At 57.1% G+C, this 17,282-nt stretch carries 17 protein-coding genes; 10 read left to right on the top strand and 7 right to left on the bottom strand.

Annotation, left to right across the window (positions count from 1 at the left end; translation table 11 throughout):
• A partial coding sequence (locus DWA01_RS04590; RefSeq protein WP_136057665.1) for a transposase occupies positions 1–166 on the bottom strand: 166 nt, incomplete at its 3' end.
• Here DWA01_RS04590 and DWA01_RS24090 point away from each other — a divergent pair.
• The 9 genes from DWA01_RS24090 to DWA01_RS04545 all read left to right on the top strand — a co-directional run bounded on the left by DWA01_RS24090 (position 160) and on the right by DWA01_RS04545 (position 9,158).
• Entirely contained in the window at positions 160–444 is a 285-nt protein-coding gene (locus tag DWA01_RS24090; RefSeq protein ID WP_473206058.1) for a DUF7957 family protein, read from the top strand. The two genes, DWA01_RS04590 and DWA01_RS24090, sit on opposite strands and share 7 nt — an antisense overlap.
• Before the next feature lie 188 nt (positions 445–632).
• Positions 633–827 (top strand): DNA adenine methylase, encoded by a 195-nt coding sequence (locus DWA01_RS04580; RefSeq protein WP_235008415.1) that lies wholly within the window; start codon positions 633–635, stop codon positions 825–827.
• Positions 828–1,430: 603 nt separating this feature from the next.
• Positions 1,431–1,673 (top strand): hypothetical protein, encoded by a 243-nt coding sequence (locus DWA01_RS04575; protein ID WP_419186980.1) that lies wholly within the window; start codon positions 1,431–1,433, stop codon positions 1,671–1,673.
• Between the two features lie 533 nt (positions 1,674–2,206).
• Positions 2,207–2,611, top strand: a complete 405-nt coding sequence (locus DWA01_RS04570) for a TadE/TadG family type IV pilus assembly protein (protein WP_160115959.1) — start codon at positions 2,207–2,209, stop codon at positions 2,609–2,611.
• Position 2,612: 1 nt separating this feature from the next.
• The gene (locus tag DWA01_RS04565) at positions 2,613–3,938 is read left to right on the top strand and encodes a Tad domain-containing protein (protein ID WP_235008414.1); all 1,326 of its coding nucleotides are present in this window, start codon (positions 2,613–2,615) and stop codon (positions 3,936–3,938) included.
• Between the two features lie 1,012 nt (positions 3,939–4,950).
• Positions 4,951–5,169, top strand: a complete 219-nt coding sequence (locus tag DWA01_RS04560) for a hypothetical protein (protein WP_114284582.1) — start codon at positions 4,951–4,953, stop codon at positions 5,167–5,169.
• 759 nt (positions 5,170–5,928) lie between these two features.
• Positions 5,929–6,579, top strand: coding sequence for a protein-L-isoaspartate O-methyltransferase family protein (locus DWA01_RS04555; protein WP_114284580.1), 651 nt, complete (start codon positions 5,929–5,931; stop codon positions 6,577–6,579).
• A 71-nt stretch (positions 6,580–6,650) separates the two neighbouring features.
• Positions 6,651–8,018 (top strand): TolC family outer membrane protein, encoded by a 1,368-nt coding sequence (locus DWA01_RS04550; protein WP_114284578.1) that lies wholly within the window; start codon positions 6,651–6,653, stop codon positions 8,016–8,018.
• A 72-nt stretch (positions 8,019–8,090) separates the two neighbouring features.
• Positions 8,091–9,158: a hypothetical protein gene (locus DWA01_RS04545; RefSeq protein WP_114284576.1), complete on the top strand. Its 1,068-nt coding sequence runs from the start codon at positions 8,091–8,093 to the stop codon at positions 9,156–9,158.
• A 5-nt stretch (positions 9,159–9,163) separates the two neighbouring features.
• On the opposite strand, the gene DWA01_RS04540 is transcribed toward DWA01_RS04545, so the two are convergent.
• Both DWA01_RS04540 and DWA01_RS04535 read right to left on the bottom strand, forming a co-directional pair.
• On the bottom strand, positions 9,164–10,612 hold the full coding sequence (locus tag DWA01_RS04540) for a cobyric acid synthase (RefSeq protein WP_114284574.1): 1,449 nt from the start codon (positions 10,610–10,612) through the stop codon (positions 9,164–9,166).
• A 312-nt stretch (positions 10,613–10,924) separates the two neighbouring features.
• Positions 10,925–11,239, bottom strand: a complete 315-nt coding sequence (locus tag DWA01_RS04535; protein WP_114284572.1) for a DUF6280 family protein — start codon at positions 11,237–11,239, stop codon at positions 10,925–10,927.
• Positions 11,240–11,435: 196 nt separating this feature from the next.
• On the opposite strand from DWA01_RS04535, the gene efp reads away from it, so the two are divergent.
• Positions 11,436–11,999 (top strand): elongation factor P, encoded by a 564-nt coding sequence (efp, locus tag DWA01_RS04530; RefSeq protein ID WP_114284570.1) that lies wholly within the window; start codon positions 11,436–11,438, stop codon positions 11,997–11,999.
• Positions 12,000–12,225: 226 nt separating this feature from the next.
• Here the strand turns inward: efp and DWA01_RS04520 are convergent, their stop codons facing one another.
• From DWA01_RS04520 to DWA01_RS04505, 4 genes are all read right to left on the bottom strand, one after another.
• Positions 12,226–13,692 carry a sensor domain-containing diguanylate cyclase gene (locus DWA01_RS04520; protein WP_136057664.1) on the bottom strand — a complete coding sequence of 489 codons (1,467 nt, stop codon included), beginning with the start codon at positions 13,690–13,692 and terminating at the stop codon, positions 12,226–12,228.
• A gap of 103 nt (positions 13,693–13,795) precedes the next feature.
• Positions 13,796–14,578: a CAF17-like 4Fe-4S cluster assembly/insertion protein YgfZ gene (ygfZ, locus tag DWA01_RS04515; RefSeq protein ID WP_114284564.1), complete on the bottom strand. Its 783-nt coding sequence runs from the start codon at positions 14,576–14,578 to the stop codon at positions 13,796–13,798.
• 51 nt (positions 14,579–14,629) lie between these two features.
• Complete coding sequence (locus DWA01_RS04510) at positions 14,630–16,537, bottom strand: ABC transporter ATP-binding protein (RefSeq protein ID WP_114284562.1); 1,908 nt, start codon at positions 16,535–16,537, stop codon at positions 14,630–14,632.
• A complete protein-coding gene (locus DWA01_RS04505; protein ID WP_114284561.1) occupies positions 16,534–17,223 on the bottom strand; it encodes a tyrosine-protein phosphatase in 690 nt (229 codons plus the stop codon). Before DWA01_RS04505 ends, DWA01_RS04510 begins: the two co-directional genes overlap by 4 nt.
• Between the last annotated feature and the right edge of the window lie 59 nt (positions 17,224–17,282).

Genomic DNA, 17,282 nt, shown 5'->3' with positions numbered 1-17,282 from the left:
CATGTGGGCCAGACATCAGGTCGTCGTTCTGGTGTTGTTGAACCCACTTGTTCAGGGTCGAAACGCCACCCCCCAAATCCGACGCAATCCGGGGTCGCGTCAGGCCGCTGGTCGTTGCAATGCGAACCGCGTCACGCTGGAATTCTTCGCTGTATCTTGGTGCCATTTCTTGTCTCCTTCATTGCGAATATCGCTCGAAAGAGACCGGAACTAAATCGGGACAAGACCAAACTCATTCCTAAGTCTGGTCGGTTTCATAACTTAATAGCCTTGGATATGAATGGTTCCAAGTTGTGGGAAGCTGAGCTTCCTACAACTTCGACAGGGGACTGTTACATTGAAATCTCGTCAAAAAAACCTTTGCAGGCAATCTCATTTAAGTCTTATGTAAGTGAAATTGATATTGGTACTGGAATGATAATCTCTAAGAACTTTACAAAATAGAATATTACAATTGGACCAAAGTCTATTTACAATTATTCCGACGGTTATCCCCTCTATTTTGATGCGTCCAGCCGTAGAGTTCACGTTCAATATTGTTAACCCCTCGAATGCGCACCCGGACCCACCGGACTAATTGTGACCTGATCGGTTTCCGTGGTCGGCTGGATCTTTACGCCCGCACCGCTCGCGTGGCCGAGCAGCTGGCCGCCATCAAAGGCAAGTTCATCATGTCGATCAATGACACGCCCGAGATCCGCGAAGCGTTCGCCGCGTTCATTCTCGATGAGGTCCGGTCGCCCTATACCTTTGGCCGGCAGGCGTCTGAGCAAAAAGCGCGCGAGCTGATCATATCGAACGCGGACGCGCCGGCGGGGCTGCTGTGACCCAGCCTAAGAATAAGGAAAGCCCCGGTTTAATCGCCGGGGCTGTTTGCGTTATAGGTGCGCCAATTCAAGGCTAAATTCGGCAAGTAGTTTTTCAGCCGTTTGCAGGCTCTTCAACTACCCTTTCACCGCATCCACGCCGGGCAACGAGTCCGGATGCAAGGCGTAGTCTCCCTTGGTTTCAATGCGGAGCCAATCCTCCATTTGATTGGATCGCCGGCCAAAGCCTAACTCCGGAACCAGAATTCTGATGTGGATCGGGTAAGACTGTTCTGCCTTGGTTTTTGCGGGGCTTCGGCTACGTGTTCTCATTGTCATGGTGAGAACATAGGCGGAACATCGCAAGGGTCAAACCAGTTGCGGTTTATTTCAGGCAGCTGTGGGCGGCGCGGAAAAGGCCATTGCCATTGCAGCCAGCGATTTGGTGGCGGAGGCGCTTAGATAGTGGGGCAATGCCGCGTGTGAGAGCTTCCGCATATCAGCCGATATTCAATCAGACCGCAGCGAAGGTCCGCTCCGAGCACTTACCTCGGAATGGCGAGCATTTGAACGTGGTGGGTTGCTCAATTTGCTTAGTCTGAATAGCTTCAAGAAAATCTGGGAGTGCGTCCATTGGCACATAAGAACAAAGTCATGCGGTCGATAAATTTAGATGGTGAATACATCTGTGTTGATATTTTTCTGCGCCCTGACGGGACTTACGGATTTGACGAATTTCGCCGTGATCCAGAGGATTCAAGAGGCTGGTATAGTATAGGTCACTTTGGTGATCAGGTTTTCGCCGATGCTGACGCAGCACTTATTAAAGCGAAAGACGCGGTTCATTGGCTTTCTGACCAGCTGTAGCTTTGTCCGCTCAGCTGACCTTAATTGATGACGCGGCGAACGACCGCTCAACAGTTGTAGGGGGCAGGCAGGGTCACTGTGATCGGAATGAAGAATACGGAATGCCCCGGTTTAATCGCCGGGGCTTCTGTTTCTGAGAGTAGCCAGCGACGGGCTTCCGACCGTGTGCCGGCATGCGTTTGGATCGCAGCGAACTGGCGCTCTGCGGCCGTAGTGATCATTGCTGCTGTCGCAGAAACTAGTCGGTATGGGGAGCAAGCTCTCATTCCCTGCGCCCCCCATGCGGATCATCGGTGCGGACTTAAAAGACGGGCTGTTAAGGCTTTGATTTCTGGTGCAAAGCAATCGGGCGCGCTGGTCTCGGTGTGATTTCTCTATGAACCTGATGCGAATTTTCACGGATTTGAGATTATTTTCCTCAGTTAAGCATCGATTAACCTTAGGCAATCTTTCAAAACCAGTTGCCACATTATCGCCCAACTTTTCACTCACTTTAGAAAGTGTACAGCCAATTCTGGGGAAAGGCTCTGCAAGTGAAACCATATATCAAACATCATCTGGGTGCATTTTTTCGGAATCGGGAAGGGAATGGCAGCGTCGAATTTGTCATTCTTTTGCCGGCGTTTATTCTGCTGTTAAGCCTCGTGACCGACGTCGCGCTGATCTTTCACGGGCAAGCGCGGACATTGCGTATTCTTCAGGATGCGAACCGGGGGTTTTCGATCGGCTGGCTCACAACCGAGGCGGAGACCACAGACTACATTCAGGCCGCTCTTGCGAACATATCGCCTGGCGCAATCGTGACTACATCGGTTGATGCCGGTGTCATCAAATCCAGCGCGACGATTCCGGCTTCGGATCTTGATGCCCTGGGGTTTTTGACAGCATTGGCCGACGCCTCCTTTACGGTGCGCTCTGAGCATGTTGTGGAGTATTGATATGAGCCGTATTCTGTTCAGGTCCAATCTACCCGGCTTCAGAGGTTTCGCTCAGAGTGAGACCGGCAGTATCACCGTATTAGGGGTTTTCATATTTTTGGTAACCGCAATGTTGGGCGCAGCAGCGGTCGATTATTCATACCTCATCGCGGCAAGAACACAACTGCAGGTCGCCGCGGACCTGGCCGCACATGGTACACTCTACTACCGCGAAAAATACAACGCGGATGAAGCAAAGCAAAAGGCCATGGAATCGGTGGCATACGGCATGCCGGAGAGCCGGTTTGGCGAAATCCTGTCAGCGGAAAATATCAGTTTCGGGACCTGGGATTACGAAACCCGGATATTCACCAATGACCCAAATTCTCTCTCTGCGGTAATGGTAACGACCAGCCGCCTTGGCGATAAACTGAACAGCGTCGAGAGTCTTTTGTTCAAACTGATCGGGATCGACGACTTTGATGTGAGTACCACCGCGGTGTTTACGACATTCCGCCCGGCCTGTTTTCGCGAGGGGTTCGTTGCCGATGGCGTTGTCGATCTGCAAAGCAACAATAACTACTCGAAGGGGTTTTGCATCCATTCCAACAGCTATGTGTCGCTGAATCTTAACAACACATACGAACCGGGAACAATTGTTTCCATGCCCGACCAAACCCAGATCGATCTGCCAAACTCCGGATTCGACAAAAATGCGGGGCTGGAAGAAGCGTTGCGGTCGACAGCCTACAGAATGCGGGTTGTAAATCGGATCAATGATATTATTGCCGGGCTTGCAGCACGTGACCCGCAGTATATGCCCGGTTACATCACCAACGGCGCCACTGTCTATCTGAGTGGCTCGGACTTGGACGAAACCGATTTCATCCCGGGACGAGTTCACATTCTCAGCTGTATGTCTGACAAAACAACAATATCGGCTGCAACCACGATAAGTGAAATTGTACTGGTCGCGGACTGTGAAATTAAATTTGCTCAGGGAACCGTGCTGGAAGATGTGGTGATGGCTACGACAAGCACAAGTGTCAGGTCTTTCAACTCGCCTTCATCGTTTCAGGTTGGCAAGGATGACGGTTGTCTGGCGGGTGGCGGTGCCCAGTTGGTGACCACAGGCGGGATGAATTTCACGGCTGACCTGCGCCTGTTTGGCGGTCAACTTATTGCGAAAAAGGCCATCAGCTTTTCCGCCAATGCCGATGGTATTGAAGGCGCGTCGATAATTTCAGGAGAAACCATCGACGGGACGTCCAACATGAATATGGGCTTTTGTAACGGCAGCGGGATGGAAAATAACTTCGAGTCTGATTATTTTCGGTTGGCCCAGTAAGTCTTTATTTTTGTTGGAAATGTGAAAAAACACTGTCACGCGCTGTCACTTTCACCCTGAACTCTTGCTGTGTGAAGTGCTCCCGGTAATTTTGGACAGACAAGGTTGATTTTCTGTCTGACTTCAGATTGATCAGCGCCCCGGCACGGTCGTTCGCTGCAATCTGGACGAATGTTGGCACGGGTCTGGAAGCACCAGCTGGACTGATCTTTTTGAAAGCCCGGTTTGTCCACGCAATTGAGCTTCAAGGACTGCAGCGAGTGACCGCTTACCTATAGCGGTAGGCAAGCTGGATCGCTCTGATCAGAACCAAGATAGCGGAATGCCCCGGTTTAATCGCCGGGGCTTTTTGCTTTTCAGCACCACACATGTTCGCTATCTGTTCTCGCCGACTACAAGATCCACATAGTCTGCCGCTGCGGCTACTACGCGACCGTTCCGCTGGGTGATATCCTTGGTGTGGGCCGCATCTAGGACGTGAGGCGGGAACAGATCCTGGCCCGCGTCAGGTGCATGGTCTGCAGGCGGCGCGGGGCGTTTGATTTCCGGCAGATATAGGCCACACCGCCGCCGCCGCCTAGCGCGAATGGGTAGGGGGGGGTGCAAATCCAAGTATCAGTATGATACTAAATTCAAGTGCGTTAACGTAAGGAATGTAAAAGTTGATGCTGAGATGTGAATCGCTCTGGCCTCAGATATTCAACCTTTTATTTCAGCAAGCGCGGCACGCCCAAGTGCCGCGCTTTTTGAAAGCTTCAGGGCGGGTCCAAAAACAGGGTGCCGTCCATCATGCCGCTAGCTCCACTCCCGCTTGTAGCCGACCGAGCCAAGCCCGAATTTGCAAGGTGAACCAAAGGGCGGCCTTACAAAAGCTGTGCCGAGGCTTCTCTATACCGAAACGGACGGCTGACAGGAATGGTCAGGGATCGGTTAAGACAGTTTGCCGCCTTTGACGCAAACCATAATTCTCGACGACGCTGTTTCTATCGTAGTAACGAGTTGGAGCATTAACATGACCGGAAATTTTTCCTTTGAGTGCACTGTATGCGGGCACAGTATCGTCATCGACGAAAGAAAACCTACCGAGCGCGATGCCGTCCTTTCCTGCAGTGGATGTGGGCATGAACTCGGTGAGTTTTCCACGATCAGAGATGCCTTATTGACAGCAGACCGGGCCGAATTCGATGAAACCCTTTCCATGGTTCTTGGCAAGAAGCCCATCTGGGAGTGATTGGCCTCATTTCACTGGTGCACGCTATATTTTGGCCGGATCCCGCAAATAGCAGGACCTGTCGGCAACTGGTCCTGCCAGTGATTTTTGCAAGGTTTTTGGGTTCGCGCCGTTCTGAAGCCTGTTGAGGCACGTCCGGATCTTCCTGGCGATGTGACAGGATCGTTGCGACAACGGGCCGCGCAGCACAATCGCGTTTTTGCGGAGCGCAGCGTTGCGACAAACCGAGCCCACAACAGCCTGACCTATTATCCAGCCCTTGATGTGGTTAGTTCCGTCAATTTGGGGTTCAAATTTCGATCTGTCCGCGAAACGTCCGCATTTCATGCCTTTTTGGGGGTATCCAAGTGGGCCGAAACAGGGAACAAACAGGGGAATTGGCGCGAACATACCCCCCAGAACCGCCCTCCGAAGGCAGAGGCCATTTTGTCGCGTTTTCAGAGTGCCGATGAGGGGCAAAATTGCTGCAAAACCGAGGCAATTTCACAACATCCACGCGCTGAGCGCGTTTCGACATTCGTGCTTTGTTCAGCATATGTCCGCTGGTTCGTATCAATGTAAGTGATTGTTTTTCGGGGGTTTGTTGTCGGATTTGCAATCCGCTGTGTCACCACTCCGCCAACTCGCCAAAATGTAAGCCGGTATCTATAACAAGCTTTCTGCCTCCGCAAGGCGAATTTGCCGCGAATGTCGATGTTGCTGTGCCGCGGAATATGTGGCAAAAACAGGCATGAAATTATGAACGAAAGAGACTAGTCCATGTCTGACTACGCCCAACGCCGGACCGTGATGGTCGACACTCAGGTTCGCCCGTCGGACGTCACAAAATTCCCGATTATCGAAGCAATGCTTTCTGTGCCGCGCGAAATCTTTGTGCCAACGGAAAAACGTGAAGCTGCTTATATTGGCGAAAATGTTGATCTCGGCGGCAATCGCGTGGTTCTTGAACCGCGCACCCTGGCCAAAATGCTGGATGCGCTGAATATTCAGAAGAACGAAATGGTGCTCGATCTGGGCTGTGGGCTGGGCTATTCGGCTGCCGTTATTGCCCGGATGGCCGAAGCGGTTGTGGCGGTGGAAGAGGACAACCTGGCGGCGGACGCGCAGGTGGCTCTGAGCGAAATTGGCGCCGATAACGTGATTCTTGAAACGGGCGCCATCAGCGCCGGTGCGCCTCAGCACGGCCCGTATGATGTTATTACGATACAGGGTGCGGTTGAAAACCTGCCCGACGGTATTATCTCCCAGCTGAAAGAGGGCGGCCGTATCGGTTGTCTGATGGCTGAAGGCAATCTGGGTATTGTCCGTATCGGGTACAAAATAAATGATGTGATGAACTGGCGTTTCGCATTTAACGCTGGCGCGCCTGTTTTACCAGGATTTGAGGCAGACCGTGAATTTGTGCTATAAGTAATATGTCTGCCCGTCTCCGGCCGGGCAGACAATGCCAAATAAAAACACGTATTACAGGGGCAGTCTTGATGAGAAATTCGCTGAAGCGGCAATTGTTTGCCGGTACTGTCGCAGTATTATCTGCGGCAATGGCCACTGCAGTCAGCGCAGAGACGCTGCGTGAGGCTCTGGTGTCCGCCTATAAAAACTCGGGCATTCTGCAACAACAGCGCGCAGTATTGCGCGCCGCTGACGAAGATGTCGCTGCCGCTGTCTCCACTTTGCGCCCGGTGCTGAACTACGCCGCCAACATTCAGTATTCGTCGATCTCTGACAGTACCACCAACAGCCTGCGTCTGTCTGCCGGGTGGGATTTATTCACTTTCGGCAACCGCAAGCTCGACATCGCGCTGCAGAAAGAATTGGTGTTGTCCGCGCGTGATCAGCTCGTCTCGGTTGAGCAATCTGTCCTCAGCCGCGCCGTCAACGCCTTTATGAATGTGCGCGATGCAATCGCTGTAGTAAACTTGCGTGACAGCAATGTGCGCCTGATCTCCCAGGAATTACGTGCGGCCAATGACCGGTTTGAAGTGGGGGAAGTCACCCGCACTGATGTGTCTCTGGCCGAAGCACGGCTTGCGGCGGCCCGGGCGAACTTTGCCACCGCTCAGGGGGATCTTGCGGTCGCGCGCGAAGAATACCGTGCTGCGATCGGGCATCTGCCAAAGGCGCTTTCACCGCCACCACAAGTGCCATCTGTGCCAAAATCAGCCGGTGCGGCGCGCGATATTGCCCGCGATACCCATCCGGATCTGAAGGCGGCGCAGCGGGCTGTCACGGTTCGGGAACTGGCGCTGACACGGGCGAAGGGGGCGATGAAGCCGACGCTTAGCCTTGATGTCGCGCGCACGTTTTCCGACAGCAGCAGCTCGGATGGTGCCAATGCGGGGCTGACCCTGTCCGGTCCGATTTATTCGGGCGGCGCGATTGCTTCTTCGGTGCGCAAGGCCGTTGCTGAGCGGGACTCCGCTCGTTACGCGCTGATCGTTGCCGGCCAGAACATTGATCAGGCGGTGGCCAATGCCTGGGTGCAGCGCACTGTGGCGCTTGCCAACCTGACCGCGACACAACGCCAGGTCCGGGCCAGCCGCGTCGCATTTCAGGGCGTTCAGGAAGAAGCATCGCTTGGCGCCCGCACCACGCTTGACGTGCTTGATGCAGAGCAGGAACTGCTGGATGCTCAGGTAAGTGCTATTTCTGCCGCCACCGGCCGCTATCTGGCGTCTTATGAATTGTTGGCGACGATGGGGCTGTTGACCGCAGATTATCTGAAGCTTGGCATCGCCACTTATGATCCTGCCGCGTATTACAACACGGTCAGCAAAGCGCCGCTGACCCTGGTCAGCCCCGAAGGGGAGAAGTTGGACCGGGTGTTGAAAAGCCTGGGCAAGTTCTGATAATTTTCTCTATCTGTTGTGTGAATCCCGCCATGGGGCTACCATGGCTGGAGGAGCGCGAGGGGAATCCTAATGTCTGATCCTATGACGAATGCAGTATCCGAAGATGTTTTGTCTTCAATCCGCCGGCTGGTGTCAGGGGAAAGTGCCGCGCCTGTGGTGGAAAAAACAGATCCGGTTCAGCGCGTCGACGAGCCCGCAAAACTTGTTTTGACTCCGGCTTTTCGGGTGCTTGATGAGATCCGCCCGTCTGAAGAGACTGTTCCCGAAGCCGAAGCCGAAGCCGAAGCCGAAGCCGAAGCCGAAGCCGAAGCCGAAGCCGAAGCCGAAGCCGAAGCCGAAGCCGAAGCCGAAGCCGAAGCCAAAGCTGAAGTGGTTGCACCTTTGGTGCTGGAGGCGGTGGAGACCAGTGTGAAGTCTCCCCCCCTGCAGCAAAGCGACTTTGCCAGTCAGGAAGTGATGCAGTCCGAAGACGATGTTGCCGCGTCGTCTACGGTGCATATGGTTGAAGGAGTTTGGCCAAGCCCGGCTGACCTGGCGCAACTCGACCGTTTTGAAACAACTGATACAAGTCCTGTCAGTGAAGCGTCTGAAGTTTCAGACCCTGCCGGACATTCCGCTAGCGACGATGCTCCTGGCGACGTTGATGCCGGTGCCAGCACTGAGACCCCTGATATAGCGGACACAGAAACACTCGCGCGGGTTGAGACAGCTGAATTCAGCAGCAGCCGCATCCGGGACCGGCTGGCCGGTCTGGTCGCCGCTGTCGGCGCGCAGGATCAGGAATGGGACGCAGATGCTGAAGATGACGCGTCTTTCCCGTCGCCGGAGGCCCTGATCAAAGATTATGAAAGCGAAAAGCAGGATCAGGCGCCGCTGTCTTCTGCCGAGCAAGTGGTGCATCGCCACGACGAACCGGAAACTGTTGAGACTGATGCCGTTAACACGGACGCGGTCGCAGTGGAGGGTCTGGAGTTGATGGACGAAGAAATGCTGGATGAAGAGGCGTTGCGTGAAATGATTTCCGACGTGGTGCGGGAAGAGTTGCGCGGCGCGTTGGGGGAAAAGATCACCCGCAACGTACGGCGCATGGTGCGCCGTGAAGTGCAGCGCGCCATGTCACTTCGCGAGTTCGACTAACCGTCTTAACCGGCAATTTCCCCTGACAATTCAAGTAATGCGTCGAGATCCATATGGGTCTCGATATGGTCGGCGAGCGCGTCCAGCGTGCTGTCAACGGTGCTTTCATAGCCCACGTTGCCCGCAGCCTTGCCCAGGAAGGCAGAGCGGAACGCATCCGAGGCAAACAACCCGTGCACGTAACAGCCCATGATCCGCAGGTTTTCTGAGGCCGCTCCCTCGGTGCGCTCAGCGATGTGCAGCCAGGCGCGGGTGCAGTCAGGCCCTTCGGTGCGGCCGATGTGGATTTCATATCCCAGCACCTCGTCGCCGGTGGCCGTGTAGGTGGCGCGGACCTCTGACAGCTGTTTGTGCGGCGTCATATGCGTGGTGACGTTGAGGTGGCCAAGCCCGGCGACACGGCCCGGAGGGCCTTCTATACCCGCGTCATCAATGATTTCACGGCCCAGCATCTGATACCCACCGCAAATGCCCAGAACCCGGCCGCCACGGCGGATATGGGCCTGCAGATCAATGTCCCAACCCTGAGCGCGGAAGTAAGTAAGGTCGGCGATGGTGGACTTGGAGCCGGGGATCAGCACCAGGTCCGCGTCTCCGGGCAGGGCCTGGCCCGCCTCCACAATCTGCACCGTGACACCGGGCTCATTTGACAGCGGGTCCAGGTCGTCAAAATTGGCGATACGTGACAGTTTTGGCACCACGATTTTGAAGTCACCGCCTTCGGAGGAGGAAATATCCATCACGTCTTCAGCCGGCAGGCGCCAGGCATCAGCAAACCAGGGCAGCACCCCGAGAGAGCGCCAGCCAGTGCGGTTGACGATCTCGTCCAGACCCTGGTCAAAAAGGCTGACATCACCACGGAACTTATTGACAGTAAAGGCTTTGATCAGCCCGCGGTCATTGTCAGGCAACACGGCATGCGTGCCGACAAGTTGCGCGATGACGCCGCCCCGGTCGATGTCGCCGACCAGAACAACCGGAACGTTTGCCGCCTCTGCGAAGCCCATATTTGCGATGTCACCGGCGCGCAGATTGATCTCTGCCGGGCTGCCGGCGCCTTCTATCACGATCAAGTCGACGCTCGCGGCCAGGCGATAAAAGCTTTCCAGCACATGCGGCATCAAGGTGGATTTTTGCTTGCCGTAATCCCGTGCTTTCATGGTGGCAAAACGTTTGCCCTGGACCACGACCTGCGCGCCGACGTCAGATTCCGGTTTGAGAAGCACCGGGTTCATATCGGTGTGGGGGGCAAGGTAACAGGCGCGGGCCTGGAGGGCCTGTGCGCGGCCGATTTCACCGCCGTCCGAGGTCACTGCGGCGTTGTTGGACATGTTCTGCGGTTTGAACGGCGCGACCTTCAGGCCCCGGCGGGTCAGGGCGCGGGCAATGCCGGCAACGATCATGGATTTTCCCACGTTCGAGCCTGCGCCCTGGATCATGATGGCCTTGGTCATTGGTATTCTCCCGTCCCGGCCTGTCGGGAATACTGTGAACGGTGAAGATGTAAAGCCTGCTCTGAGCGCGGTCACATATTTGTTGCGGCAGCCGCTTTGAAATACGCGGTTTGTCTGGCGGATGTTCTGGGATCAATAGTCTGGTAAGGGATTGAAATATACGAGTTTAAATAGAAGATGAGCGCCAGTGGGCAGCGGCAAAATACCTTGCTCGCTGTAAGTTCCTGCGCCAGAAAAAAGAAAAACGCGCCACAAGAGGGCGCGTTTTTCTTTGATCGATACAGCCACTACGTACAGCGGATGTAAGGTGTGTTAAGCGGCTTCGAGTTGGGCGTTGCGGCGTTCGCTTTCTTCGCGCGACAATGCAACCGAAGTCCGTACCCCTTTGGAAACAAAATCCATCAGGCCCGAGACAACACGTTCGCTGGGGTCGATCCCGGCGCAGGACAGCACTTCACGACCATCGCGTGAGCGGGCCCAGCGGGCCACCTGTTCGGAACCGTTGCCATATTTTTTGTCATCAGCAATTGCATCATCAAGCGCGGCTAACACTACGGCCGCAAAGAGTTTCTTTGCGCGCATACCTTGCTCGTAGTTGAATGCAGTGCTGTCAATGAAATCGGCCATGCGTGTTCCTTGTCGTTATTTGGTCTTGTCTTTCTGTCGAGACATGCCTTATGGCAGAAGTGTGTTGATTCGGATACGACAATTTTGCATAGCTGCCATGTCGTCACCGCATACCTCTTGCCCGGCTTGTCACTGTTCCTCCTGAAGGATATAGGTGCAGATATTCCTAATTCAACTGAACGGATTGGTCCTCTCCATGCCCAAAATCAACGGTAACGAAATCCGCCCCGGAAATATACTTGAGCACGACGGCGGCCTCTGGTCCGCTGTGAAAGTGGATCACGTAAAACCCGGCAAAGGCGGCGCCTTTGCCCAGGTCGAACTGCGCAATCTGCGCAATGGTTCCAAGCTGAACGAACGGTTCCGCTCTGCCGATAAAGTCGAGCGGGTGCGGCTGGAACAGAAGGACCAGCAATTCCTCTATGAGAGTGACGGCATGTTGGTGTTCATGGATATGGAAACCTACGATCAGATTGAAATTGCTGCAGAAATTCTGGGTGATCGTCGCCCGTTCCTGCAGGATGGTATGACCGTTGTTGTCGAGTATTTTGACGAAGAAGCGCTGTCGGCACGGGTGCCGCAGAAGGTCACCTGTCAGATCGCAGAGACCGAGCCTGTCGTCAAAGGCCAGACCGCGGCTAAAAGCTTTAAGCCGGCAACCCTGGACAATGGTATCAAGATTATGGTGCCGCCGTTTGTGGGCGTCGAAGAGCATGTGGTGGTGAACACCGAAACCATGGAATATTCTGAGCGCGCCTGAGGCGACACTGCATTGTGATCAAACCGCTCCGGATCCACATCCGGGGCGGTTTTTTTATGGGCGCGGCGCAGACAGGCAGGGTTTGGCCGGGGCTGCGCCCGGGGGCGCAGGATCATGCCAGGGGGTGCGAACTTATATACAATTTGCACAATCCTGGTCCTGACCTGTGCAAAAGCGGCAACATCTGCGAACAATCGCCGCTGCGGGCGCCGGCCCTGATCCGGGTTCAGCGTGCGTCAGACCCGAAAACAACCGATTGATTGCGGCCCCGGGCTTTGGCCCGGTACATGGCCCGGTCGGCATGGTCGAGCAGTTCGGGCAGTGTGATGCCCGCGTGGTTGGAGGCGATACCCAGGCTGGCGGTGATGCTGACCGGCCCGTCTTCATGGGCCAGTCTGGTGCCCGCCACTGCGCGGCGCAGCGCGTCTGCCAGTGGCAGGGTTTGCTCTGCGCTCAGCCCCGGCAGCAGGACGACAAATTCTTCGCCACCCAAACGGCCGACCGGCCCGAGCGCCCCAAAATGCTTGCAGCACAATTCAGCCACCGATTTAAGCACCTGGTCTCCGGTCTGGTGGCCCTGGTGATCATTGACCGATTTGAAATGATCCAGATCGAGAAAAATAAGCGACAGCGGCTGATTCTGTCTTGCGGCTTCGTCCAGCAGCAATTGCGCCTCGCGCTGCCAGGCTTCGCGGCCGAGACAGCCGGTCAGGAAATCGGTGTCGGCCCGACGGTTCAGCGCCTCCATTGCTTTTGAGCGGCTGAATTCCTGCGACACCCAGGCGGCAATCAGTTTGATCAGATCCAGGTCCACCGGGCCAAAGGGCGGGCGCGCCTCGGGGCCGGAAAATCGCAGGGTGCCAAAAACCGAGCCATCCACGATCAGCGGCACACCGATATAGCTGCGGGTGCCATGGATGGCAAACCCCGGGTGGGCGCTGTAGCCCTGGTTTTCCGAGTCATGGATCAGCAGGGGCTCGCCGGCCTGCAAAGTGTCCAGGCAGAATGTGTTGCTGAACTCCAGACGGGTGCCGGTGAAGATCTCTTGTGGCACCGCATGCACCACAGTGTAGCTGCCCTCTTCGATCCAGCTGATCCAGGCATTTGGCAGATTGTAATGCACGCTGCCCAGCGTCAGAAACTGGCGTATTTTATCCGTCGCACTGATGCCGGGGTCGGAAGAGAGCTGGTAGAGAACACGGACCACCGCTTCAAAATCGCGTGCGGTGCTGAGATCCTTGATCTGAGCCATGAAGCCGAGCACTTTGCCCTGGCTGTCGCGCAGAATACCGCCGGTGACTTCAGCGTTGAAGGATTCACCGCTGAAGCGGCGGAAGGCGGCGCTGTAGCTATGGGTGCCGGCGGGGCGATCGGGATTGTAGTGTCGTTTTGTGTTGATATCGCTTTGCGCCGGATCCACATAAAGGTCGCGGGGCGACAGTCCGGTCAGTTGATCTGCGGTGCAGCGGAACATGGTTTCAGCGGCGGTATTGACCCAGCGGATTTTGCGGTCGGTGTCGGCGACAATAACCGCATCGGGCAGGGCCGCAAAGATCGACATTGCCGAGCCCACCAGCGTCAGCACATCCCGATGCCCGGGCTGTGCAGTGTCATGGCGCGCAGATTGGTCCTGTGAACGGGATTCTGGCTCAGAAAAATCCGGTTTAGGTGTCTGGGACGGATCCAAGGGCAACAAAGCCTCCTGCGCGCACTCATTGATGCCAAACTCAGCCCGATACCCGGACAAAAAGGTATATTTTTATGACTAAATTTAACGGTGCGGACAAGAGATTCGTTTACGGCAGGGTCACAATAGCGTCACCGGCGGTGATTTGGCCGCGGGCTTTGTCAAAACGCAGCGCCGCGATGGCGCGGTTTCCCGCGCTGGTGAACAGGGTGCCGATGGCGCGGCCCTCCACCATCACCGGCGTGCCGGGGGCGGGCGCAGGGCCGGTGATCTCAACCGTGATCAGGCCTTTGCGCAGCTCGGTTTTATGTTTCATCCGCGCGGTGATTTCCTGACCCACATAACAGCCCTTGCGAAAATCGACGCCGTTGAGCCGTTCAAAGCCGGCTTCCAGGATGTAGGTCTCGTTGGGGCGCAGCTCGATGCCGGTTTCCGGGATGCAATGTTCCACCCGGATGGCGTCCCAGTCGGTCGCGCTCTGCTGCGCAGCGCTGTCGCTGACACTGTCGCCCCCGGTGTCCGTTTCAGCCAGGTAACTGCGCCAGCCGAGCGCCGGGTGCCGCGGGTCAGAGAACGCGCCCGCGGGGGCGTCAGTGAGCCCGCGGCGGGGCTGACGTGCGTCCGGGTGCAACGCCACATCGGCGCGCAGACGGTACATGGAGAGCCGTTTCATCAGCCCGTCTGCCAGGTCAGACTGCACATCGAGCAGGATGTGGTCGCCTTCATCGAGCAGAAAAAAATCCGCCAGGTATTTGCCCTGGGGGCTGAGCAGGGCGGCCCAGGTCAGACCCTCTGCATTGAGGCTGTTGGTGACCAGACCCTGCAGAAAACTGTGCCGGTCGGCGCCGGTTACACGGATCAGGCTTCGGTTTGGGATCAACTCAGCAGACATCGGCGCGGGCCTTTGCATTATGGGAGCGGCAGGGACCGCGGTTGGGTCTTGTCAGCGGTGCAGCAGGCTTTTGAGGCGTGCGAACAGAGACGGGGGCGTGGCGGGCGTGGCACCGCGCGGGGCGGGCTGGCGCGAGAGGGCGCGCGCATCGGCGGTGGGGCCGTCAGAGCGGAATTGCAGCGCATGCAGACTGGCATAGGTGCCCCCCAGCGCCAGCAACTCCTCATGGCTGCCCTGTTCTACCACCCGGCCCTGGTCCATGACCACGATTTTATCAGCGGTGCGGATGGTCGAGAGCCGGTGGGCGATCACCAGGGTGGTGCGGCCGGCAGAGAGCTGTTCCAGCGCTTTCTGCACCACCGATTCCGATTTGGCATCCAGCGCCGAGGTGGCTTCGTCCAGCAACAGCACCGGGGAATTGCGCAGCACGGCGCGGGCGATGGCCACCCGCTGTTTCTGCCCGCCAGACAGCGCCGAACCACGCGGACCGGCAGGGGTTTCCAGCCCGTCAGACAGGCGGGGCAGGAAATCGGCAACATGGGCCGCGTGCAGCGCCCGGTTCAGCGTCGCCTCACTGGCGTTTGCACCCAGCAGAATATTGTCGCGCAAAGTCTCGTCAAACAGCAGTGCCTCCTGGCTGACCACGGAGAACAAGCCGCGCAGGGTGGCCAGATCCAGCTGGTTCACCTCTTTGCCGCCGATCATCACCTGGCCGGACTGCGCGTCACACAGGCGCGTCAGCAGGTTGAACACGGTGCTTTTGCCGGCGCCGGAGGCACCCACCAGCGCGGTGGTCTTGCCGGCTTCGGCCACAAAGGAGGTGCCGCGCAGCACCGGATGTTCCCCATACCCGAATTCCACGTTGCGCAACTCGATATCGGCGCGCTCGGCCGGCATCGGCAGTTGCTGCGGGCTGGCCGGCGACAGGATGGAGGGTTTTTGCTGAAACACCTCATAGAGCCGCTCAAAGCTGGCGAGGGCGGCGTTCCAGGTGCCCGACACGTTGCCCAGCCGGCGCAGCGGGTCAAATATCAGCGCCATGGCGGTAAAGAACGCCATGAATTCACCGACAGTGCGTTCGCCGGCCATGATCTGATTGCCGCCATAATAGAGCACGCCCATAAAGCCGAGCCCGGCGACCACATCGATCAGAGCCGGAATCGCGGCGCGGCCAGCGAGACTGCGCACAGTGGCACCGACAAAGCGCTTGAGAACCTCGCCAAAGCGGCGGGTCTCGCGCGCTTCGCCGCCGGTCAGTTTGATCGTATTCACCCCGTGAAAAATCTCGTCCAGCCGGGTCGAAAGCCCGGCGGCCTCGCTGCGGGCGTTCTGCGCGGAGCGGCGCACCAGCCTTTGCAGAATGGCGATCGGCACCGCCACCAGAGGAACGCCGACCATCGCGATCAGGGTCAGTTTGACGTCAATCGAGAGCGCCACCGCGAGCAGGGCAAGCAGGCCGACAAAATCGCGTCCGGCGGCGGCAAAGACGCTGCTCCAGACATTGGCGGCGACGGTGGTATCGCCGCGGGTGCGCTCAATCAGCGTGCCGGGCGAGTTGTGTTGAAAAAAGGAACTGTCCAGCGTCACCATATGCGCCACCAGATCGTGTTGCAGGCGGGCGGCGGTGCGTTCACCCACCAGCGCCATCAGCACTTTTTGCCCGAACCCTGCCAGAGCCCGGAAGGAAAACACCCCAAAGATCCCCAACGCCACCCAGGTGATGGCGCTGGGGTCGCCAGTTACCAGCACGTTGTCAAACATCGGTTTCATCATATAGCTGAGCGCGCCGAGCATGGCGCCTTCGACCATCATCAACAGCATCGCGACCACAATAAGCGGCAAGTGGCGCTTGAGATACCCGTGCCAGAGCCAGCGGATCAGAGCGCCGGATCCGGCGGTCGGGCCGGCGCTGGCCGGGGGCGTTGTGACCGGGGGCGGGGCGGTGCGCTCAGAACTCATTTGCGCGCCACGGGCCGGTTGCGCTGCCGCGTAAATTCTGCGGTGATGGCCCCGGCGTCATAGCGGGTTTCCAGCCATTGTTTCAACGGCAGGGCCTCGCGGGCGAAATCGGCCTCATAGCTCTCCAGCAGCGCGTCCAGAATGCCGGCGCGGGTGAACTTCAGATGCACATAACGCCAGTTCAGCATTTTTTTGGCCTCCGCAATACTGGCACCGCGCATATGCAACAGATAGAAAGCAGAGGTGAGCCCGGCGCGGTCGGCACCGGATTTGCAATGGAATACAAAGGGGCGGGGCAAGGTCTCAAACAGATCCAGCAGTGCCAGATAATCAGCGGCCGGACGCAGGGCGCGGGCATTGATGGGCTGGGACACCAGGGGCAGCCCCAGCCTTTCGCAGGCTTCTCTTTCCAGCAGATAGGGCGCGTTGCCGTTTGCACCACGCAGGTTCAGCACGGTTTTAATGCCCATGTCGCGATAGCGTTGCAGCCGTTTCGGTGAAGGGTGGTTTGAGCGCCAGACACCTGGCGCGATCTCTTCCAGATTGCTCCAGAGTGCGCGCAGAATGCCGTGGTCTTTCAGCGACACATGCAGATGGGCGCGCAGGCGGCCAAACGGTGTGTCGAGTGTATCGCCCTTGCGGAACCAGAAATGTGGCCGTGACGGGGTCTGCTCGGGCTGGGACATAGGGGCCTTTCGCGGCGCTCACAATTAGAAGGCTTTAATGCCATCTATCTGATCGGGCC

It is taken from the genome of Candidatus Halocynthiibacter alkanivorans (assembly GCF_003333265.1).
In the GTDB taxonomy this organism is placed as follows: domain Bacteria; phylum Pseudomonadota; class Alphaproteobacteria; order Rhodobacterales; family Rhodobacteraceae; genus Halocyntiibacter_A; species Halocyntiibacter_A alkanivorans.
This window is presented reverse-complemented; position numbering and strand designations above follow the sequence as displayed.